General features: G+C 72.9%; 18 protein-coding genes, 3 pseudogenes and 1 riboswitch. Of the genes and pseudogenes, 12 read left to right on the top strand and 9 right to left on the bottom strand.

Annotated elements, in window-relative coordinates; all coding sequences use genetic code 11:
• Positions 1–150: 150 nt before the first annotated feature.
• The 3 genes from QK440_RS37510 to QK440_RS37520 all read right to left on the bottom strand — a co-directional run bounded on the left by QK440_RS37510 (position 151) and on the right by QK440_RS37520 (position 3455).
• Entirely contained in the window at positions 151–1074 is a 924-nt protein-coding gene (locus tag QK440_RS37510) for a 1-phosphofructokinase family hexose kinase (RefSeq protein ID WP_282797748.1), read from the bottom strand.
• A gap of 232 nt (positions 1075–1306) precedes the next feature.
• Complete coding sequence (gene nagA / locus QK440_RS37515; RefSeq protein WP_282797749.1) at positions 1307–2446, bottom strand: N-acetylglucosamine-6-phosphate deacetylase; 1140 nt, start codon at positions 2444–2446, stop codon at positions 1307–1309.
• Positions 2447–2453: 7 nt separating this feature from the next.
• The gene (locus QK440_RS37520; protein WP_282797750.1) at positions 2454–3455 is read right to left on the bottom strand and encodes an ROK family protein; all 1002 of its coding nucleotides are present in this window, start codon (positions 3453–3455) and stop codon (positions 2454–2456) included.
• A 236-nt stretch (positions 3456–3691) separates the two neighbouring features.
• Here QK440_RS37520 and QK440_RS37525 point away from each other — a divergent pair, with 236 nt between their 5' ends.
• Positions 3692–4912 (top strand): extracellular solute-binding protein, encoded by a 1221-nt coding sequence (locus QK440_RS37525; RefSeq protein ID WP_282797762.1) that lies wholly within the window; start codon positions 3692–3694, stop codon positions 4910–4912.
• A 211-nt stretch (positions 4913–5123) separates the two neighbouring features.
• Here the strand turns inward: QK440_RS37525 and otsB are convergent, their stop codons facing one another.
• From otsB to QK440_RS37545, 4 genes are all read right to left on the bottom strand, one after another.
• Complete coding sequence (otsB, locus tag QK440_RS37530; RefSeq protein WP_282797751.1) at positions 5124–5975, bottom strand: trehalose-phosphatase; 852 nt, start codon at positions 5973–5975, stop codon at positions 5124–5126.
• 16 nt (positions 5976–5991) lie between these two features.
• Positions 5992–6240 (bottom strand): DUF3263 domain-containing protein, encoded by a 249-nt coding sequence (locus QK440_RS37535; RefSeq protein WP_282797752.1) that lies wholly within the window; start codon positions 6238–6240, stop codon positions 5992–5994.
• Between the two features lie 55 nt (positions 6241–6295).
• Entirely contained in the window at positions 6296–7693 is a 1398-nt protein-coding gene (locus tag QK440_RS37540) for a trehalose-6-phosphate synthase (RefSeq protein ID WP_282797753.1), read from the bottom strand.
• A gap of 272 nt (positions 7694–7965) precedes the next feature.
• Positions 7966–8952, bottom strand: coding sequence for a glucosyl-3-phosphoglycerate synthase (locus QK440_RS37545; protein ID WP_282797754.1), 987 nt, complete (start codon positions 8950–8952; stop codon positions 7966–7968).
• A 168-nt stretch (positions 8953–9120) separates the two neighbouring features.
• Positions 9121–9274: riboswitch (SAM riboswitch) on the top strand.
• Here QK440_RS37545 and thrC point away from each other — a divergent pair.
• From thrC to QK440_RS37590, 9 genes and pseudogenes are all read left to right on the top strand, one after another.
• A complete protein-coding gene (gene thrC, locus QK440_RS37550; protein ID WP_282797763.1) occupies positions 9268–10620 on the top strand; it encodes a threonine synthase in 1353 nt (450 codons plus the stop codon). Its footprint overlaps the riboswitch before it by 7 nt.
• A gap of 689 nt (positions 10621–11309) precedes the next feature.
• Entirely contained in the window at positions 11310–11585 is a 276-nt protein-coding gene (locus QK440_RS37555) for a MoaD/ThiS family protein (protein ID WP_108008805.1), read from the top strand.
• Between the two features lie 472 nt (positions 11586–12057).
• The gene (locus QK440_RS37560; RefSeq protein WP_282797755.1) at positions 12058–12261 is read left to right on the top strand and encodes a cold-shock protein; all 204 of its coding nucleotides are present in this window, start codon (positions 12058–12060) and stop codon (positions 12259–12261) included.
• A gap of 796 nt (positions 12262–13057) precedes the next feature.
• Positions 13058–13705, top strand: coding sequence for a class I SAM-dependent methyltransferase (locus QK440_RS37565; RefSeq protein WP_282797756.1), 648 nt, complete (start codon positions 13058–13060; stop codon positions 13703–13705).
• 141 nt (positions 13706–13846) lie between these two features.
• Positions 13847–13960: pseudogene (locus QK440_RS37570) on the top strand (SAM-dependent methyltransferase); the annotation flags it as partial.
• 130 nt (positions 13961–14090) lie between these two features.
• Positions 14091–14204 (top strand): annotated as a pseudogene (locus QK440_RS37575) (SAM-dependent methyltransferase); the annotation flags it as partial.
• A gap of 130 nt (positions 14205–14334) precedes the next feature.
• Positions 14335–14448 (top strand): annotated as a pseudogene (locus QK440_RS37580) (SAM-dependent methyltransferase); the annotation flags it as partial.
• A gap of 1055 nt (positions 14449–15503) precedes the next feature.
• Positions 15504–17129: a chaperonin GroEL gene (groL, locus tag QK440_RS37585; RefSeq protein ID WP_190135647.1), complete on the top strand. Its 1626-nt coding sequence runs from the start codon at positions 15504–15506 to the stop codon at positions 17127–17129.
• 566 nt (positions 17130–17695) lie between these two features.
• Positions 17696–18529: a peptidase inhibitor family I36 protein gene (locus tag QK440_RS37590; protein ID WP_282797757.1), complete on the top strand. Its 834-nt coding sequence runs from the start codon at positions 17696–17698 to the stop codon at positions 18527–18529.
• 52 nt (positions 18530–18581) lie between these two features.
• On the opposite strand, the gene QK440_RS37595 is transcribed toward QK440_RS37590, so the two are convergent.
• The gene (locus tag QK440_RS37595; RefSeq protein ID WP_282797758.1) at positions 18582–18842 is read right to left on the bottom strand and encodes a DUF397 domain-containing protein; all 261 of its coding nucleotides are present in this window, start codon (positions 18840–18842) and stop codon (positions 18582–18584) included.
• Complete coding sequence (locus QK440_RS37600) at positions 18826–19665, bottom strand: helix-turn-helix transcriptional regulator (RefSeq protein WP_282797759.1); 840 nt, start codon at positions 19663–19665, stop codon at positions 18826–18828. Before QK440_RS37600 ends, QK440_RS37595 begins: the two co-directional genes overlap by 17 nt.
• Positions 19666–19777: 112 nt before the next feature.
• On the opposite strand from QK440_RS37600, the gene QK440_RS37605 reads away from it, so the two are divergent.
• Both QK440_RS37605 and QK440_RS37610 read left to right on the top strand, forming a co-directional pair.
• A complete protein-coding gene (locus tag QK440_RS37605) occupies positions 19778–19993 on the top strand; it encodes a hypothetical protein (protein WP_282797760.1) in 216 nt (71 codons plus the stop codon).
• Positions 19990–20193 (top strand): hypothetical protein, encoded by a 204-nt coding sequence (locus QK440_RS37610; protein ID WP_282797761.1) that lies wholly within the window; start codon positions 19990–19992, stop codon positions 20191–20193. Before QK440_RS37605 ends, QK440_RS37610 begins: the two co-directional genes overlap by 4 nt.
• The last annotated feature ends 131 nt before the right edge of the window (positions 20194–20324 follow it).

A 20324-nucleotide genomic window follows, 5' to 3' on the forward strand; every position in this document is an offset into this window, starting at 1 on the left:
GCAGAAGAGAAACAGCCCGTCCGGCGCTTGAGGACGAGCGCGAAGCGCGATACAGGCAACGGACGCGCAGAAGAGAACCAGCCCGTCCGGCGCTTGAGGACGAGCGCGTCAGCGCGATTTTCGGGGGTCCAGGGGGCGCCCCCGTGACGGTCAGGCCGGGGTGAGGGTGACCTTGGGGAGGGTGTCCGCGTAGACGCGCGGGTCGTACTCGCCCGCCGTGGGGGCGGAGACCGTCGCGGCCGAGAGGGCGACCGCCCGGGCCAGCCGGTCCGGCCAGGACAGCCCCTCGACGAGCCCGGAGAGCAGCCCGGCCACGGCCGAGTCCCCCGCCCCGGTCGGGTTGCCGCGCACCGCCCCCGGCGGGGCGGCCCGCCACGTGCCCTCGGGCGTGACGGCGAGCAGCCCCTCCGCGCCGAGCGAGGCGACCACGGCGTGCGCCCCCCGCCGCCGGGCGTCCCGCGTGGCCCGCGACGGCTCGTGCGCGCCGGTCAGCTCGGCCAGCTCCTCGGCGTTGGGCTTCACGACGTCGGGCCGCGCGGCCACCCCCCGCCGCAGCGGCTCCCCGCTGGTGTCCAGCAGGACGGGCACGCCCGCGGCCCGCGCCGCCCGGACGAGGAGGGCGTACGCGCCGACCGGCACCCCGGGCGGCAGGCTGCCGCACAGGGCGACCGCCGCCACGCCCTCGCCCCGCACCAGCGCGTCGTACGCGTCGAGGAACCCGGCCCACTCGTCGGGCGTGACGGTCGGGCCCGGCTCGTTGAGCTGGGTGGTGTCGCCGGTGCGGGCGTCCACGACGGCGAGGGTGCGGCGGGTGGCGCCCGCGACGGCGCACAGCGCGTCGGTGACGCCGGGGGCCTGCGCGAGGTGGTCGCGGAGGGTGCGGCCGGTGGCGCCGCCCGCGAAGCCGGTCACCGTCACGGCGTGGCCGAGCGCGGCGAGCACCCGGGCCACGTTCACGCCCTTGCCGCCCGGCCGCTCGGCCACCTCGGTGACGCGGTGGGTGGCGTGGGGCGTGAGGGACGGGACCGTGTACGTGAGGTCCAGGGCGGCGTTGAGCGTGACCGTGATGATCACTGGTTCACCCCCGAGAACGCAGATCCGGGACGCACGATCCGCCTCTTGTGTATGTCGTTCGGGGCCTGATCATGCCAAAAAGAAGGCGGTTGGCCCAGACCTCGGGGGCCAACCGCCTCGGTGCGACCGGTTCGCGCCGGACCGCGCGCGCCGTGGACCGGACCAGGTCCGATCAGTCCGGATCAGAATCGATCAGGGCGGATCAGGTGGGATCAGGCGGGCTCACGTGGGGTCAGGTCGGGTCGACGACCCACTCGCCCTTGCGCAGCACGCCCTTGAGGGCGAACTCCGCGTCCAGGACGACGATGTCGGCGTCCTTGCCGGGCTCCAGGGAGCCCACGGTGTCGTAGATCCCGAGCCGCTTCGCCGGGGTCTCGGAGATCGCGGTCACGACGTCCTCGACGGGCAGCCCGTCGACCGTCACGGCACGCTGGAACGCGCGGTCCTGGGTGAGCGTGGAGCCCGCGATCGAGCCGCCCTCGGCGAGCCGCGCGACGCCGTCCGACACCACGACCTCCAGCGGCCCCAGGCGGTACGTGCCGTCGCCGAAGCCCGCCGCGTCCATCGCGTCCGTGATGAGCGCGACCCGCTCGGCACCGGCGTGGTGGAAGGCCAACTGGAGGGAGGCGGGGTGCAGATGGGTGCCGTCGTCGATCAGCTCGACGGTGACCCGCTCGTCCTCCAGGAGCGCGGCGATGGGCCCGGGCACCCGGTGACCGAGGCCCGGCATCGCGTTGAACAGGTGCGTGGCCACGGTGGCGCCCGCGTCGACGGCCTCGACCGTCTGCTCGTACGTGGCGTCGGTGTGGCCGATCGCGGCGATCACGCCGTGCTCGGCGAGCAGGCGTACGGAGTCGATGCCGCCGGGAAGTTCGGTGGCGAGGGTGACCATCTTCGCCCGGCCGCGCGCCGCGTCGAGCAGCTTGCGGACCTCCGCCGGGTCCGGGTGGCGCAGCAGCGCCTCACTGTGCGCGCCCTTGCGGCACGGCGAGATGAACGGGCCCTCGAAGTGGATGCCCGCGATGTCGCCCTGCTCGGCCAGCTCCGAGAGCAGGCCCGCGCGCTGCGCGAGCGCGTCCATCTCGCCGGTGACGGTGGAGGCGACGAGGGTGGTGGTGCCGTGCAGGCGGTGCGTGCGGATGCCGTGCAGGACGTCCTCGACGGTGCCGTTGCTGAAGGACGCGCCGCCGCCGCCGTGGTTGTGCATGTCGACGAAGCCGGGGACCAGCCAGTGGCCCGTCAGGTCGACCGTCTCGGCGTCCGCGGGGGCGCTGCCCGCGATGCGTGTGCCGTCGACGATGACCCGGCCCCGGGGGACGGTCCCGGTGGGCAGTACCACCTGGGCACCGGCGAGAACCTTGCTAGTGGCCATCAGGTGGTTACCTCCGTGGGGTCTTCGAGCCGTCGGCGGCCGACGGCGTGTCGATGGGCGTGCTGGATGTATCGGTACGGGCGCCCTCCGGCGTGAGCAGGTCCCAGGCGAGCAGGCCCGCGCCCAGGCAGCCCGCCGCGTCGCCGAGCGCGGCGGGGACGATCGCGGGCAGCGTCTGGAACTGCACCACGCGGTCCGCGACGGCCTGGCGCAGCGGCGTGAACAGCGTGTCCCCCGCCTCCGCGAGCCCGCCGCCGATGATCAGCGTGTCGGGGTCCAGGAGGGTGAGGGCGGTCAGCAGGCCGTCGGCGAGCGCGTCCACCGCGTGCTGCCACACCTCGGCGGCGCGCGGGTCGCCGGAGCGCACCGCCTTCGCGCAGTCGGCGGCGTCCGCGGCCGGGTCACCGCCGGCCTCGGCCCACGCCGCGCTCACCGCGGAGGCGGAGGCGAGCCGCTCCAGGCAGCCGCGCTGGCCGCAGCCGCAGGGCGGGCCGCCGGGGCGGACGACGATGTGGCCGATCTCGCCGGCCGAGCCGTGCGCGCCGGGCTCGATGACGCCGTCGATGCCGATGGCGCCGGCGATGCCCGTGCCGAGCGGCACGAACAGGAACCGCCGGGAGTCCTTGCCCGCGCCGACGCGGCCCTCGGCGAGGCCGCCGGTGCGCACGTCGTGGCCGAGCGCCACCGGGACGCCGCCGAGGCGGGCGCCGAGCAGGTCGCGCAGCGGTACGTCGGTCCAGCCGAGGTTCGCCGCGTACACCGCGACGCCGCGCTCGGCGTCGACGATGCCGGGGACCGCGACGCCCGCCGCGGCGGCCGGCTCCCCGAAGTGGGCCTCGCCGTGCGCCCGCAGGTCCGCGGCGAAGTCCACGATCGACTGGACCACGGCCGCCGCGCCGCGCTCCCGCCCGGTCGGGCGACGGGCCTCGTGCAGCAGCGCCCCGTCCGCCCCGACCAGGGCGGCCTTCATTCCGGTGCCGCCCACGTCCAGGGCGATGACATGTCTCACGGGGACAGTGTCGCGTGTGACCCGGCAAGAGGTCTAGTCCAGTGCGCGGGGGAGCGGTGCCGGGAAGAGGGGCCCCGGCGACAGGGGCCGTCGTTGCGGAAGTGATACTCGGGTGGTGTGGACCTCGCCTGGTGACGCGGGGGAGACTCGCGGTTTCAGTACGTCCGAGCAAGGGTGGGAAGACAGCGGTGCAGCGGCGCGTGACAGGGCTGACGGCGGCGGTGGCCGCACTGAGCATGGCGGCGCTGCTCGCCGGATGCGGCGGATCGGGCGGGTCGGACGAAGTGACCCTCAAGCTCGTGGCGGCGGACTACGGCGACTCGGCGGCGAACAGCTCCAAGAAGTACTGGGGTGAGCTGGTCGAGAAGTTCGAGGCCGAGCACCCCGACATCAAGGTCGACGTGGACGTCCTCCCCTGGACGGACGTCGACCGCAAGGTCAAGGAGATGGTCGCGGCCGACGAGGCGCCCGACCTCGCGCAGATCGGCGCGTACGCCGACTACGCGGCGCAGGACAAGCTGTACAGCGCCGACGACGTGCTCTCCATCCCCACCCAGGCCGACTTCCTCGCGCCGCTGGCCAAGGCGGGCCTCGTCCAGCGCGTGCAGTACGGCATGCCGTTCGCCGCGTCCACGCGGCTGCTCTTCTACAACGAGAAGCTCTTCAAGAGCGCCGGCATCTCCCCGCCGGAGAACTGGAACGAGCTCCAGGCCGCCGCGAAGAAGCTCAAGGCGCGCGGCGTGAAGTACCCGTACGCGCTGCCGCTGGGCAAGGAGGAGGCCCAGGCCGAGACCTACCAGTGGATGCTCAGCGGGGGCGGCGGCTACACCGACAACGTCGGCTCGTACGACATCGACTCCAAGCAGAACGTGCAGACGTTCACCTGGCTGAAGGACGAGCTGGTCGGCAAGGGCCTGACCGGTCCGACGCCGCCCGGCAAGCTCAACCGCGCCGAGGCGTTCGCGGCGTTCACGCGCGGCGAGGTCGGCATGCTCAACGGCCACCCGACCCTGATGAAGATGGCCGCCAAGAAAAACCTGGACTACGGCATGGTCCCCATGCCCGGCGTCAACGGCAAGGCGCAGGCCACGATGGGCGTCGCCGACTGGATGATGGCCTTCAAGCAGAACGGCCACCGCAAGGAGATCGGCACGTTCCTCGACTTCGTCTACGCCAAGGAGAACGTGCTCGCCTTCTCGCGCGAGTACGACCTGCTGCCGGTGACGACCTCGGCGTCCCAGGACATGGCCGCCGACAAGAACGACGCGAAGCGGCTCGGCGGCTTCCTGGAGGAGCTGCCGACCTCGCAGCTCTACCCCGTGGGCAAGACCTCGTGGGCGCAGGTGTCCGCGCAGGTCAAGGAGTACATCGGCAAGACCGTGGACCCCAACGGGGATCCGCAGGCCATCCTGTCGCAGATCGAGACGAAGGCGGCGGCGGAGGAAGCGGCGCAGTAGCCCTGCCGGGGACTGCCCTTTTTCCCACCCGCCCACCCGTGCCGCCCCGGCGTTGCCCGCCGGGGTCCGGCGCGGAGCGCTGCGGGTGGTGCCCTCCGGGTTCCGCCGCTGCCGCGGCGGGTTCTCCCGCCCGCCCACCCGTGGCTCCCCGCCTTTCGTCCGCCCGGCCCGTAGGCGGAATAGGCGGGAACCCGGGGGCGGGGGAGCGCGGTCAGGGCAGGCGAGTCGTCAGGGCCGTGAGGAGGGAGACCACGCCGGAGGGGCCGGGGACGACCAGGTCGGCCCGGGACGTGAGCTCCGCGACCTCCGCGCTGCCGCTGCAGACCAGGAGCCCGGGCACCCCGCCGTCCGCCCGCAGCTTCTCCACCGCCGCGAACGCGGGCAGGTCCCCGAGGTCGTCCCCGGCGTAGAGCACCGCCTCCGCCCCCACCTCCCGTACGTACTCGGTGAGGGCCACCCCCTTGTCCACGCCCGGCGGCCGCAGCTCCAGCACCATGCGCCCCGGCTCCACGATGAGCCCGTGGCGCCGGGCCAGCCCCGCCAGCGGCTCGCTCAGGGCGTCGAAGGCCGCCTGCGGGTCCTCCGCGCGGCGCGTGTGCACGGCCAGGGCCCGGCCCTTCTCCTCGATCCACGTGCCCCGCCACGCCCCGATCCCGTCGAGGAACCCCGGCAGTTCCGCCCGCACGGCGGCGACACCGGGGTGCGGCTCGGCCGCCTGCACCGTGCCGGTGACCGCGTCCCAGCGCTCGGCGCCGTAGTGCCCGAGCACGACGAGGTGGTCGAGGCCGGGCACGCCCGCGAACCCGCCGTGGCGGACGGCCACGCCCGCCGGGCGGCCGGTGACCACCGCGACGGAACGCACCTTCGGCGCGAGCGCGGCGAGCGCGGGCACGGCCTCCGGGTGGGCGCGGGCCTGCTCGGGGTCCGCCACGATGGGGGCGAGCGTGCCGTCGAAGTCGAGGGCGATCACGGCTCGTTCGGGCCGGGCCAGGATCGCGGCGAGGCCGTCGCGCCCCGCGGCGCTGGACGGTTCGGGCAGGGAATGCGTCAGGTCGTCACCCATGGTCCCGACCCTAACGTCAGCGCTCGGTGCGGCGCGCCTCGCGGACGCGGCGCAGCCGGTTCACGGTGACGGGGTCGTGGGCGAGGGCGCGCGCGTCGTCGAGCAGGGCGTTGAGGAGCTGGTAGTAGCGGACCGGGGCCAGGCCCAGCTCCTCGCGAACGGCCCGCTCCTTGGCACCGGGCCCGCTCCAGTTCCGCCGCTCCAGCGCGAGCACGGCCCGCGCCCGCGCGGACAGCCCACCCTCGGACACGGAACCCTCGCTCATCCCTCCACACTAACCGCGCCCGCTGACACGCGGCCTTCTCCCGCCTTCCGCCGCCTCAGGCCTGGCCCTCCCTGAGGGCGGTGAGCTGGTCCAGGAACCACCGCGCCGGAGGCAGCGCCGTGGCCGCCGCGGCCAGCCGCTTGCTCCGCTCGGCCCGCTCCCCGGCGGGCAGCGACAGGGCCCGGTGGAGGGCCTCCGCCGTGCCCACGGTGTCGTACGGGTTCACCCCGATCGCGTCCTCGGCCAGCTCCTCGTACGCCCCGGCCTCCCGGGACAGCACCAGCGCACACCCCTCGTCGGAGACGACCGGCACCTCCTTGGCGACGAGGTTCATCCCGTCCCGGATGGGGTTGACCAGCGCCACGTCGGCGAGCCGGTACGCGGCGAGGGAGCGCGCGAAGTCGTCCTGGACGTGCAGGAGCACCGGCGTCCAGCCCTGTGTGCCGAAGCGGTCGTTGATGCGCTCCGCGACCCGCGACACCTCGGCCGTGTAGTCGCGGTACACCGCGAGGTCCTGCCGCGAGGGGTAGGCGAACGCGACGTGCACCACCCGCTCGCGCCACTCCGGCCGCTGTGCGAGCAGCAGCTCGTACGCGTGCAGGCCCCGCACGATGTTCTTGGACAGCTCGGTGCGGTCCACGCGGACGATGACCTTCCGGGGCCCGGTCTGCTCGCGCAGGGCGGCGAGGCGCTCCTCCACGTCGTCCTGGCGCGACCGCTCCCGCAGGAAGTCCGCGTCGGCGCCGAGCCCGTGCACCCCCACGCGCGTCCCCGTCGTACCGCCGACGAGGCGTACGCAGCAGTCCGTGAACGCGTCCGCCCACCGCCCGGTGAGGAAGCCGAGCCGGTCCGCACCGAGCATGCCGCGCAGGATCTGCTCGGCGACGTCGTCGGGCAGCATGCGGAAGTAGTCGGCGGGCGCCCACGGCGTGTGCGAGAAGTGCCCGATGCGCAGGTCGTCGCGGAGCTCGCGGAGCATGCCGGGCACGAGGGTCAGGTGGTAGTCCTGCACGAGGACCGCCGCGCCGGGCGCCGCGCTCTCCGCGAGGGCCCGCGCGAAGGCCTGGTTGTACCGCTCGTAGGCGGCCCACTGCTCCCGGAAATCGGGGCCGAACTCCGGTTCCAGGGGCGTCTGGTAGAGCATGTGGTGCACGAACCACAGCACCGAGTTCGCGATGCCGTTGTACGCGGCCGCGTGCGTCTCGGCGTCGATGTCCAGCATGCGGACGCCGGGCTCGCCGACCCCGCGCCGCACCGCCTCGCGGTCGCCGTCGCCGAGCGCGGAGCACACCCACAGCGCGTTCGCCTCGTCGCCGATGGCGCTGAGGCCGGAGACGAGACCGCCGCCGCCCCGTCTGGCGGTCAGCTCGCCGTCCTCCCCGACGGCGTACGAGACGGGGCCGCGATTGGACGCGACGAGGACCTGGGCGGCGTCGGCATGTGCGGAAACCATGGAATCGAACCTAGCCGCTACCGCTTGTCCGTAAACGCCCAGGCGTACGACCGGCGGCGCCACCCGGAACAGTGACCGGTTCCCCACCCCCCGCGGCGGGGCGCAGGGGGCCGCGGGGTACGGACCGCAACCGACGGGACCGACAGAGCCGGCGGGACGGCCAGGACGGACGGGACCGGCAGAGCCGGCGGGATCGGCGGGGCGGCCGCGCGGTCGAAGGGCCCCCGGGGGCGGCCGAGGGCGGCCGGGCGCGGCGGGCCGCGGGTGTCCGGTCAGGCCGCGCGCCGCGCCACGTACTCCGCGATCTCCGCCATCGGCGGCCGCTCCTCCGTGTCCACCGCGTACGTCCGCGGCTCGAACCCGGACGCGCCCCGGACGAACTGCGTCAGCTCGGGCCGGACCAGGTGGCCGCGGGCGAGCCGGAGCTGGGCCGTGCGGTAGATCGCCGCCGCCATGCGGCCCAGCGCCTGCCCGTCCTGGTGCCGGTGCCGGCGCACCCCGACGTCGACCTGGGCGAGCGCGTCCAGGCCCACGGTGTGCAGCGCGTCCACGAGCAGCCCCAGCTCCACGCCGTACCCGACCGGGAACGGCAGCCGCTCCAGGAGCGACCTGCGGGCCGCGTACTCGCCGCCGAGGGGCTGGACGAAGCCCGCGAGCTGCGGCCAGTGCATGTTCAGGAGCGGGCGCGCCATCAGCTCGGTGACCCGGCCGCCCTGGCCCGCCGTCGCGCCCGAGGCGTCGTCGCCGGGGGTCTCGGAGCCGTCGGAGACCGTCAGCGGGCGGTCGTACATGGCCTTGACGAACTGCACGTCGGGCTCGGTGAGCAGCGGGCCGACGATGCCGGTCACGAAGTCGGCCGAGAACTCCTTCAGGTCGGCGTCCACGAACGCCACCACGTCGCCGCTCGTCACCAGCAGTGACCGCCACAGCACCTCGCCCTTGCCGGGCACGGCGGGCAGGCGCGGCAGGACGTCGTCCCGGCGCACGACCCGGGCGCCCGCGGCGCGCGCCACCTCCGCCGTGCGATCCCGCGAGCCGGAGTCCACCACCACGAGCTCGTCCACGAGCGGGGTCCGCTCGATCAGCTCGCGGCGGATCTCGGCGACGATCTCGCCGACGGTCCGCTCCTCGTCGAGCGCGGGCAGCACGACGCTCACCGTGGTGCCCGCCGCCAGCTTCGCGGCGGCGAGGCGGTCCAGGGGGCGGTCGGCGACCGACCAGGAACGCCGGCTCAGCCAGCGCTCGACCTCTTCCAGCACGCGCCACTCCTCCTCTCGGCCGTCCGGTGTGACCCATCTCGCGGTTCGGACGACTATCTCAACGGTCCAGGGCTTCGGTTACAGTCTTGAACAACGCCGGTGACCATCGCATGTCGGGGTCCCCGGCCGTCCCGGGCGTTCCTGACGCCCGGCACCACAACCACATACCGCTCATCCAGAGGGGCAGAGGGACACGGCCCGTTGAAGCCCCGGCAACCCTCCAGTCGGTCTCGTACGACGCCATCGGCGCACCGCGAGGCTCCCGGCTAGGGAAGGTGCCAATTCCGTCTCACGGCGAGATGCGTCGTGAGGAAGATGAGGAGAAAGGGCCTCGCCTCCATGGCTGTGCAGACCGTCGCCACCCCTTCCACGCCCGCCGACACGTCGTCCGGTACATCCGGTACGGGCGCCGCCGTCGACCTCGGTCCCGCGTCCGGCCTCACCTGCCGCGAGTGCGGCACGCTCTTCCCGCTCGGCCCGATCTTCGCCTGCGCCGAGTGCTTCGGCCCGCTCGAAGTCGCGTACGACCTGCCGGAGGGCGACCCCGAGGCGCTGCGCAGGACCATCGAGTCCGGCCCCGCGAACATCTGGCGGTACGCCCCGCTGCTGCCCGTCCCCGCCGACGTCGCCGACAAGCCGAACCTCAACCCGGGCTGGACCAAGCTCGTCCAGGCCGACAACCTGGCCCGCGAACTCGGCGTCGAGCAGGGGAAGTTGTTCGTCAAGGACGACTCCGGCAACCCCACGCACTCCTTCAAGGACCGCGTCGTCGCCCAGGCGCTCGAGGCCGCGCGCGCGTTCGGCTTCACCACCCTGTCCTGCTCCTCCACCGGCAACCTCGCGGGTGCCGTCGGCGCCGCCGCCGCCCGCGCGGGCTTCCGCTCCTGCGTGTTCATCCCGCACGACCTGGAGCAGGGCAAGGTCGTCATGGCCGCGGTCTACGGCGGCGAGCTCGTCGGCATCGAGGGCACGTACGACGACGTGAACCGCTTCTGCTCCGAGCTCATCGGCGACCCGCTGGGCGAGGGCTGGGGCTTCGTCAACGTGAACCTGCGGCCGTACTACGGCGAGGGCTCCAAGACCCTCGCCTACGAGATCTGCGAGCAGCTCGGCTGGCGACTGCCGGACCAGCTCGTCGTCCCGATCGCCTCCGGCTCCCAGCTCACGAAGATCGACAAGGGGCTGAAGGAGCTGGTCAAGCTCGGCCTGGTCGAGGACAAGCCGTACAAGATCTTCGGCGCCCAGGCGACGGGCTGCTCGCCGGTCGCCGCGGCGTACAAGGCCGGTCACGACGTCGTGCGCCCGCAGAAGCCGGACACCATCGCCAAGTCCCTCGCCATCGGCAACCCGGCCGACGGCCCCTACGTCCTGGACATCGCCCGCCGCACCGGCGGCGCCGTCGAGGACGTCGACGACGCCCGCATCGTCGACGCCATCAAGCTGCTCGCCCGGACGGAGGGCATCTTCGCGGAGACCGCGGGCGGCGTGACGGTCGGCGTCACGAAGAAGCTGATCGAGGCGGGGCTCCTGGACCCCTCCCTCACCACGGTCGTCCTCAACACCGGGGACGGCCTGAAGACCCTGGACGCGGTCGCCGGGACGTCGCAGGCGACGGCGACGATCCGGCCGAGCCTGGACGCGTTCCGCGCGGCGGGGCTCGCGGGTTAGCCCCGCGGGGCCCGGCCCGGTGACCGCGTGCGGCGGGCTTGTCGGCGTCTGGGGCGGCGGCGCTTGGGGCGTTGGTGCTGGGTGCGCGGGTGCCTGGCGCGGCGGTGCTCGGTGCGGTGGTGCTCGGTGCGGCGGCGCCCGGTGCGTTGGTGCTCGGTGCGGCGGTGCTGGGTGCGCCGGTGCTCGGCGCGGCGGTGCTGGGTGCGGCGGTGCTCGGTGCACCGGTGCCCAGCGCGGTGGCGCCCGGTCGTCGGCGCCCGGTCTGCTGTCGCCCGGTCTGCTGTCGCGCGGGCTGCGGGTGCCCGGTCTGCGGGTGCCTGGACTGCGGGTGCCCGGTGCGCCAGCGCTGGGTGCGGCGGTGCTCGGTGCGCCGGTGCCCAGCGCGGTGGCGCCCGGTCGTCGGCGCCCAGTCTGCTGTCGCGCGGTCTGCTGTCGCGCGGGCTGTGGGTGCCCGGTCTGTGGTTGCCCGGTCTCCGGTTGCCCGGTTCGCCGTCGTCCGGTGTCGTGGGCTCGTCGTCGACGGGTGTCCTGCCGGGTGCCCCGCTGGGTGTCTCGCCGGGCGGAACGCCGGGTGTTCCGCCCCGTGTCCGTGCGGCTCGTCGCTTGTTGTCCCCCGCGGGCCGGTCGTGGCCGGCCGCGCAGTTCCCCGCGCCCCGTCCGGGGCGCTCCGACCCCCCGAGGTGAAGAGTATGAGCGTCAACGTCCGCATCCCCACCATCCTGCGCACCTACACCGGCGGCCAGGCCGAGGTCGCCGCCGAGGGCGCGACCCTCGCCGAGGTCATCGCCGACCTGGAGAAGAACCACGCCGGCATCGCCGCCCGCGTCCTCGACGACCAGGGCAAGCTGCGCCGCTTCGTGAACGTGTACGTCAACGACGACGACGTCCGTTTCGAGCAGGGCCTGGAAACGGCCACGCCCGACGGCGCGGGCGTCTCGATCATTCCGGCGGTGGCGGGCGGCTGAGCCGTTCCCGGAAGTCCGCCGCGGAGCCGTTTCGTATACGAAACCGCCTGCTGTCACGACGAGTTACCGCGATTGCCCCCTCCGCGAGAGAAGCGGAGGGGGCAATTCTGCATGGTTGATCGCGGTACAGTTGGGAATGAAGCTGCGCTTCTGGCGCCGGGCGGTCCCCGGCGCGTGCGGGAAGTCGGCCGCGGAGCCGACAAGAAGTAGCCAAAGTGCCCTGCCCCTTTGAGTCGTACGCGGCTTTTGCCCGGCCCGACTTGCCCTGAACTCCGGTGAGTTCTCCGGATATCAGCGATCGGCCGTGCCCAGAATTCTCGTCCGATTGACCTGTTGCAGACGGCAGTTGGACAGATACATTCAGCCGCGGTCGACGCGTTCCGGCGCACACCCCCAACCCATGGGGGGTGAGGTCTGACCCGGGTCCGCGAAGTGCGGTCCTGTGCAAGGGCCAGTAATAGGGGAGTTAGGCATGGCTCAGGGCACCGTCAAGTGGTTCAACGCGGAGAAGGGATACGGCTTCATCGCGGTCGACGGTGGTGCGGATGTTTTCGTCCACTACAGCGCGATCCAGATGGACGGCTACCGCACCCTGGAGGAAGGTCAGCGAGTCGAGTTCGAGATCTCGCAGGGCCAGAAGGGTCCGCAGGCGGACATGGTCAAGGTCGCCGTCTGAGCGGCTTGACGCGATCGGCCACCGCGCGACTTGGGCCCGCCCCCCGGCCGGGGGCGGGCCCCTTTCCGTCCCCGGGCCCGACCGCCCCCGGCCTGCGGCCCGGCGCCCTTGCCTCCCACCCGCCCACCCGTGCTGCCCTGGCTGCGCCCGCTGGGCCCTGACGCTGCGCGCTGCGGCTGCTTGCCCTGCGGGGCCTTCCCACCCGCCCACCCGTTCTGCCCTGGCTACGCCCGCTCGGCCCCGACGCTGCGCGCTGCGGGGTGGGGGCCCACGGGGCCTTTCCCGCCCGCCCACCCGTGCGGGCCGGTGGCCTGCGCGGGTTGATGCGGCGCGCTGCGGGAGACACATGGTGCTTTCGCGTCCGCCCGCGCGGGGGCGCTTGGCGGGTCGGTGCTGGCGTGGTGCGTGCGGTGGGTGTTCAGGAAGCTGGTGCGCCCGGTCGTGCAGAACTGCTTCCGGGGGGTGGGGCGGCTCCGGCGTGAGCCTCATGGGTGGAGGGCGCCGGAGGGGGGCGGTGAGGGCGCGACGGAGTGGGTGGGGACCGTATGGCGGGACGGGCGCCGGAGTGGGGACGGTGAAGGGGCGCCGAAGTAGGGGGACCGTTACGGCGGACCGGCAGTGGAGCGGGGGGGCATTGCGGTGGACAGGCGCCGGAGTGGGGACGGTCGAGGGGCGCTGGAGTGGAGGGGATCGTTACGGGGGACGGGCGCCGGAGCGGGGAAGAGTGGAGGGGAGCGGGGGAAAGCGAAGGGGGCGGGGGGAACGCTGGGCGCGGGGGGAACGCTACGGTCGCACCATGACTGGAGAGCAGACCTTAAGTGTGACCCGTGAGTCCTACGACGCCGTTGCCCTCACCTACGCGCAACTGTTCAGCGACTCCCTGCGCGACCGCCCCCTGGAGCGCGCCCTCCTGAGTGCCTTCGCCGAGCTGGTGCGGGCCGACGGTGACGGCGAGGTCGCCGACCTCGGCTGTGGGCCGGGGTACGTCACGGCGCACCTGCACGGGCTCGGCCTGAGTGCCTTCGGCGTCGACGGCTCCCCGGCGATGGTCGAGCTGGCCCGCGAGGCGCACCCCGGGCTGCGGTTCGAGGTCGGCTCGATGGCCGCGCTGGACATCGGGGACGGCGTACTGGGCGGGGTGCTCTCGCGGTGGTCCGTCATCCACACCCCGCCGGGTGAGCTGCCCGCCGTCCTGGCGGAGATCGCCCGGGTCCTGGCTCCGGGCGGGCACCTGCTGATCTCCTTCCCCGCCACCGAGGGCCCGGGGCACGAGCCCCAGGCCTACGACCACGCGGTGACCACGGCCTACCGCTGGTGCCCCGACCGCTTCGCCGCGCTGCTGCGCGACCACGGTCTGGTTGAGACGTCGCGCACGGTGATCGAGCCCGCGCCCACCGACAAGCGCCAGTTCCAGGAGATCCAACTCTTCGCCCGCAAGGTGTGAACCCGCCTCCGACCGGCTGCCGATCGAAGCGGGCTCGATCCCCGGTCGAACCGGCTCGGGGAACCGCCTGCCGCTGCATCACGCATCCCGCAGTGCGCCGCGCCCGCCCGCACGGCACCACCGGCCCGGGCGGGTGGGCGCGCCGCGCTGCTGCGCGACCACGGTCTGGGTGAGACGTCGCGCACGGTGATCGAGCCCGCGCCTGCCGATCAGCGCCAGTTCCGGGAGGTTCAGCTCTTCGCCCGCAGGGTGTGAGCCCGTCTTGGGACGGCTGCTGATCGATCCGGGGTCGATCCCCGGTCGAACCGGCGCGGGGCAGCCTCTTCCTGCTGCATCCCCCGCCCCCGCCCGCACGGCACACCGCTCCGGGCGAGCGGGCGGGGGCGCCGCGTTGCTGCGTGATCACGGTCTGGTTCAGACGTCGCGCACGGTGATCGAGCCCGCGCCCACCGACAAGCGCCAGTTCCAGGAGATTCAGCTCCTCGCCCGCAGGGTGTGAGCCCGTCTTGGGACGGCTGCTGATCGATCCGGGGTCGATCCCCGGTCGAACCGGCGCGGGGCAGCCTCTTCCTGCTGCATCCCCCGCCCCCGCCCGCACGGCACACCGCTCCGGGCGAGCGGGCGGGGGCGCCGCGTTGCTGCGTGATCACGGTCTGGTTCAGACGTCGCGCACGGTGATCGAGCCCGCGCCCACCGACAAGCGCCAGTTCCAGGAGATTCAGCTCCTCGCCCGCAGGGTGTGAGCCCGTCTTGGGACGGCTGCTGATCGATCCGGGGTCGATCCCCGGTCGAACCGGCGCGGGGCAGCCTCTTCCTGCTGCATCCCCCGCCCCCGCAGTGCACCGCGCCCGCCCGCACGGGACATCGCCCCGGACGGGTGGGCGTGCCGCGTTGCTGCGCGATCACGGTTTGGTTCAGAGGTCGCGCACGTTGATCGAGCCCGCGCCTGCCGATCAGCGCCAGTTCCAGAGGTCCAGCTCCTCGCCCGCAGGGTGTGAGCCCGTCTTGGGACGGCTGCTGATCAATGCGGGGTCGATCCCCGGTCGAACAGGCTCGGGGGAATCTCCCATGCTGCATCCCCCGCCCCCTCAGCGCACCGCGCCCACCCGCACGGGACACCGCCCCGGACGGGTGGGTGGGTGGGAAGGCCCCGCTGGGCAGCGGTCCGCAGCGCGAAGCGTCGATCCGGGCGGGGAACGGGCCCGGGCGGGTGGGTGGGTTGGGAAGGCCCCGCAGGGCAGCGACCTGCAGCGCGAAGCGTCGACCTGCGCGGGGAACGGGGCCGGGCGGGTGGGCGGGTGGGAAAGCCCCGCAGGGTAGTGGCCCGCAGCGCGAAGCGGCGACCTGTGCGGGGAAGCGCCCCGGGCGGGTGGGTGGGTGGGAAGGCCCCGCAGGGCAGTGGCCCGCAGCGCGAAGCGTCGCCCGCGCAGGGAACCGCCCCAGGCGGGAGAAACCTGGCGCACCCCCACCCCGCCACGCCGGGGCGCGCAAGCCCCCGCCCGCCGGCCCCGAGGGCAGCACCCCCGAGGGAAGTCACCCCCCGGACCCCGGGGGCGACCTGCCCCGAGGGCAGCGCCCCCGAGGGAAGTCGACCCCGTACCCCGGGGGCGACCTTGCACTCGCGGGGGTCGAGTGCTAATCATTGGCGTTAGCACTCTACGAGTGAGAGTGACAGAAGGACCGGGTGGGTGAGGCCCGCAGGCCGGGTGGGGCAAGGAACCACAAGGCAGCAGGCCGTCCGTCGCGGGCGCCGGCACGGTCCTACGCTTTTCCACCCCGTCCGGGAGGACCACTTCACATGGCCAAGATCATCGCGTTCGACGAGGAGGCACGGCGCGGCCTCGAGCGCGGCATGAACCAGCTCGCCGACGCCGTCAAGGTGACCCTGGGCCCCAAGGGTCGCAACGTCGTCCTCGAGAAGAAGTGGGGCGCCCCCACGATCACCAACGACGGTGTCTCCATCGCCAAGGAGATCGAGCTCGAGGACCCGTACGAGAAGATCGGCGCCGAGCTGGTCAAGGAAGTCGCCAAGAAGACGGACGACGTCGCCGGCGACGGTACGACCACGGCGACCGTCCTCGCCCAGGCCCTGGTCCGCGAGGGCCTGCGCAACGTGGCCGCGGGTGCCAACCCGATGGCCCTGAAGCGCGGCATCGAGAAGGCCGTCGAGGCCGTCTCGGGCGCCCTGCTCGACCAGGCCAAGGAGGTCGAGACCAAGGAGCAGATCGCCTCCACGGCCTCCATCTCCGCCGCCGACACCCAGATCGGCGAGCTGATCGCCGAGGCCATGGACAAGGTCGGCAAGGAAGGCGTCATCACCGTCGAGGAGTCCCAGACCTTCGGTCTGGAGCTGGAGCTCACCGAGGGTATGCGCTTCGACAAGGGCTACATCTCGGCGTACTTCGCGACCGACATGGAGCGCATGGAGGCGTCGCTCGAGGACCCGTACATCCTCATCGTCAACTCCAAGATCTCCAACGTGAAGGACCTCCTTCCGCTCCTGGAGAAGGTCATGCAGTCGGGCAAGCCGCTGCTGATCATCGCCGAGGACGTCGAGGGCGAGGCCCTGTCCACGCTGGTCGTCAACAAGATCCGCGGCACGTTCAAGTCCGTCGCGGTCAAGGCCCCGGGCTTCGGCGACCGCCGCAAGGCCATGCTCGGCGACATCGCCATCCTCACGGGCGGCACGGTCATCTCCGAGGAGGTCGGCCTCAAGCTGGAGAACGCCGGTCTCGACCTGCTCGGCCGCGCCCGCAAGGTCGTCATCACCAAGGACGAGACCACGATCGTCGACGGTGCCGGTGACTCCGAGGCCGTCCAGGGCCGCGTGAACCAGATCCGCGCCGAGATCGAGAACAGCGACTCGGACTACGACCGCGAGAAGCTCCAGGAGCGCCTGGCGAAGCTCGCGGGCGGCGTGGCCGTCATCAAGGCCGGTGCCGCGACCGAGGTCGAGCTCAAGGAGCGCAAGCACCGCATCGAGGACGCCGTGCGCAACGCCAAGGCGGCCGTCGAGGAGGGCATCGTCGCCGGTGGTGGCGTGGCCCTGCTGCAGGCCTCCTCGGTCTTCGAGAAGCTGGAGCTGGACGGCGACGAGGCCACCGGTGCCGCCGCCGTGAAGCTGGCCCTCGAGGCTCCGCTGAAGCAGATCTCCGTGAACGCCGGCCTCGAGGGTGGCGTCATCGTGGAGAAGGTCCGCAACCTCACCCCGGGTCACGGCCTCAACGCCGCGACCGGTGAGTACGTGGACATGATCGGCGAGGGCATCATCGACCCGGCGAAGGTCACGCGTTCCGCGCTGCAGAACGCCGCGTCCATCGCCGCGCTGTTCCTCACCACCGAGGCCGTCATCGCCGACAAGCCGGAGAAGGCCGCCCCGGCGGGCGCTCCGGGCGGCATGCCCGGCGGTGACATGGACTTCTGAGCCGACTGACGGTTCAGGCTCGTCCTTCCTGAGGGCGGCACCCCTCGCCACGCGCGAGAGGTGCCGCCCTCAGGCGTTTCCGCGCCCCCCTCGGCCGCCGCTGAGGGGGGCGCGGTACGTCGCCGGGGCCGCAGGCGGGCCGTCGGTCCCGCGGCCCGTGTCGGTACGCCTCCGCCCGCTCCCCTCCCCGGCACGTGCGCGGCCCGTCCCCTGAGGGCGCCGACCGGTCCCCGGGTGCGGGAACCGGCCATTCCCGCGAGCCGAGCCGGCTCTTCACCATTCCGTTTCGTCTTCGCCGCACCGGCCACACATCAACCCTGCCTGCCCGAGGCCGCAGGGGGCCGCATTCCGGGCGGCGAGCGAGTTCAGGCCAGCACCCTCAAAGCACTCGATTCACAGCAGCGAAAGATTAAGACTGTGACCGCAAAGCCCAGCAAATTCCCTGTGCAGCCCCGTAATTGCGCCCATCCACTTGCTATCGCACAGCTTCACCGCTCGCAGTCGCAAGGGTCAGCCACACGGTCGCGCGGTCGCACACTCCCGACCCCACACTTCGGAGAACCTCCTTGATACGCAGACCCATGCTCTCCCTGCTCGCCGTCACCACGACGGCCACAGCGCTGGTGCTCACCAGCGGCGCGGTGGTGCACGCCGACGGCCCCGCCCCCGAGCCGACGGCCACCGCCACGCAGCCGCCGTCCGAGCAGCCGCCCGAGGACCCGGCGGACGACCCGTCGGACGACCCGGCGGACGAGCCGTCCGAGGAGCCCTCGGAGGAGCCGGCCGACGAGCCGACGGACAAGCCCGACGACCCGTCGGACGTGCCGCCGAACGGTGGACCGGGCACAGAGCCCGAGCAACCGGTCTTCGCCTACTACAACGGCCGCCTGATCAACCTCGCCAAGTCCTGGGAGGGCGCCACCAGTTGCACCGAGCTTCCCGGCGGGGAGGTCCACTGCTACGACACGGACGAGGAGGCGCTGAGCGATCCGTCCCTCCCGGCCGCGACCCGCGAGGCGACGCGTCAGGCCAACGCCGCCCCCGGCGCGATGATCAGGCCGCCGCGCCGGTGCGTCGTCGACTACTGGTGCCTCTACCAGCACGCCAAGTACAAGGGCAAGATCCTCCGCTTCGCCGAGAGCGGCAAGAAGAAGCTCTCGAACTGGGGCATGGGGAACAAGCTCAGCTCCGTGTACTACCAGGTCAGGCTCTGGGACCTGAACTACGGCGACGCGAGGGTCATCGACTCCCGCTCCTGGCCCGTGTCGGACCGCGTCGTGACGCTCAGTGCCGGAAGTGACATCAGGCCGGCCAAGTACCCGAACTTCAAGCGTCTCAGCTACCCGGGCGGCGGCAACTGGAACGACAAGGCCGACTACTTCCAGGTCCGTCGCGCCTGACCGGCACCGGCCGGGCCCCCGCGCCTCCAGCGGGGCCCCGGCCGGTCCGTGGCTACTCCTTCAGGTCGGCGAGGAAGGCGGACCAGGCGGAGGGCCGGAAGACCAAGGCCGGGCCTTCGGGATTCTTCGAGTCACGGACGGGGACGACGTCCGGGTGCCCGTCACCCACTTCGAGGCAATTGCCGCCGTCCCCGCCGCTGTACGTGGACTTGCGCCAGCGGGCTATCTCCAGGCAGTTGCCGCCTTCACCACCGCTATAGCTGGACTTCTGCCAAGTGGCCTTCGTCAGGTCGTACTCAGGGCTGATCCTCATGGGCGTAATCCTCTGCCACTGATTCGATCAGGGCCAAGGAATCGCGCTGGGACAGTGCATTGGCCCCCAACAAATCGTAGGTCAGTTCGTGTCGGGCGACCGTGGCCGGATCGTCTTCCAGCCGCCCGATACCGAGTCCGTCGATGAAGGCGAGTGGCGGCGCGTCCGTGAAGGTCATCAACTTGAGCGCTCCGTGCATCGCCGCGTGTGCTCCCGCGCCGAACGGAACCACCTGCACGATGATCCGCCGCTTGCGCGCGAGCGCGGCGACGTGCCGCAGTGCCTCGGCCATCACGACCGGCCCGCCGACCGTCCGCCGCAGGACGGCTTCGTCAAACACGGCCCACAGCAGGGGCGTTGTTGGATCACTCAGAAGTGCCGCCCGTTCCAGCCTGTGCGCCACCAGTTCGTCGATGACCTCCTCGGGCGCCGTCGGCCGATGGGCGACGAACACCTCCCGCGCGTACCCCGGCGTCTGCAACAACCCCGGGATCAGCAGCGGCGCGTACTCCCGGATGGCGGTAGCGATCGCTTCGGCCTCGGCTGCCTCCGCGAAGTGGTCCGGGTACTTGGACTTCGCCAAGGCACAGCAGTTGCGGGTGAAGAACGTGTCCGTGCCGAGGGTTTCGTCGAAGTGGCGGGCGTACTCCAGGTGCATGCGGCGCGTACCGGCCTCCAACTGGCCGATGAAGGAGCCGCTGACGAACAGCGGGGCGCCGAGGGCCTCCTGGCTGAGGCCTGCTTTCTCACGGGCGTGGCGCAGCTCCGCGCCCAGTAAAGCGCGGGGGTTGGAGGAGGGGTCCAGGTCCTTGGGTCGGGTCATCGCGGGGGCTCCTCGGACAGCGGAGGTTGTTGGGAGGCCTGCGCTTTTCAGGGTAGGCGGGAACGAACACCCTGGGTGAGGAACGGTGAACACTCAGTAGAAAGGCGTAGCTATGGTGATGACGCCGGAGGAGCGAGGGCGGGCGGCCGAGGACACGGTGGCGGCGCTGCGGGTGGAGCTGGCCCGCGTCGGCGTGACCCTGCCGTCGCTGCGCGTGGACCCGCTGACCATGGCGGCGCAGGCCCCGTACCCGCTGGTGGAGCTGGGCCGGTGCAACCTGGACACGGCCATGCGGCTGGTCGCGGTGCTGCGCGAGGCCGCCAAGTGAGGACGTGGGAGTACGTGGTCGACGTACGGGACGGCAGGGTGGGCCAGGTGATGGGCCGCGAGGGCGGCTATGTGCAGCTCCGGCCGGTGGGCGGCGGGCGGGAGTGGGACTGCCCGCCGCACGCCACGGTCCCGGCACCGGCGGGGGAGGTGCTGCGGGAGCGGGTGCGGCAGGTGAACCGGGAGGGGCGGCTGCCGTGAGGGCGCCCGTGCCCCCCGGGACGACCCCCCCCGGGGGGCCCCCCCCCCCCGGGGGGGGGCCCCCTTCGCCGTACGGACGCGGGCCGGGTCGCGGCGGCCGTGCGCGGGTGGCCGCCGGTTGCCCGCGGGTC

Source organism: Streptomyces sp. CC224B (assembly GCF_030010595.1).
Taxonomy (GTDB): Bacteria; Actinomycetota; Actinomycetes; order Streptomycetales; family Streptomycetaceae; genus Streptomyces; species Streptomyces longispororuber.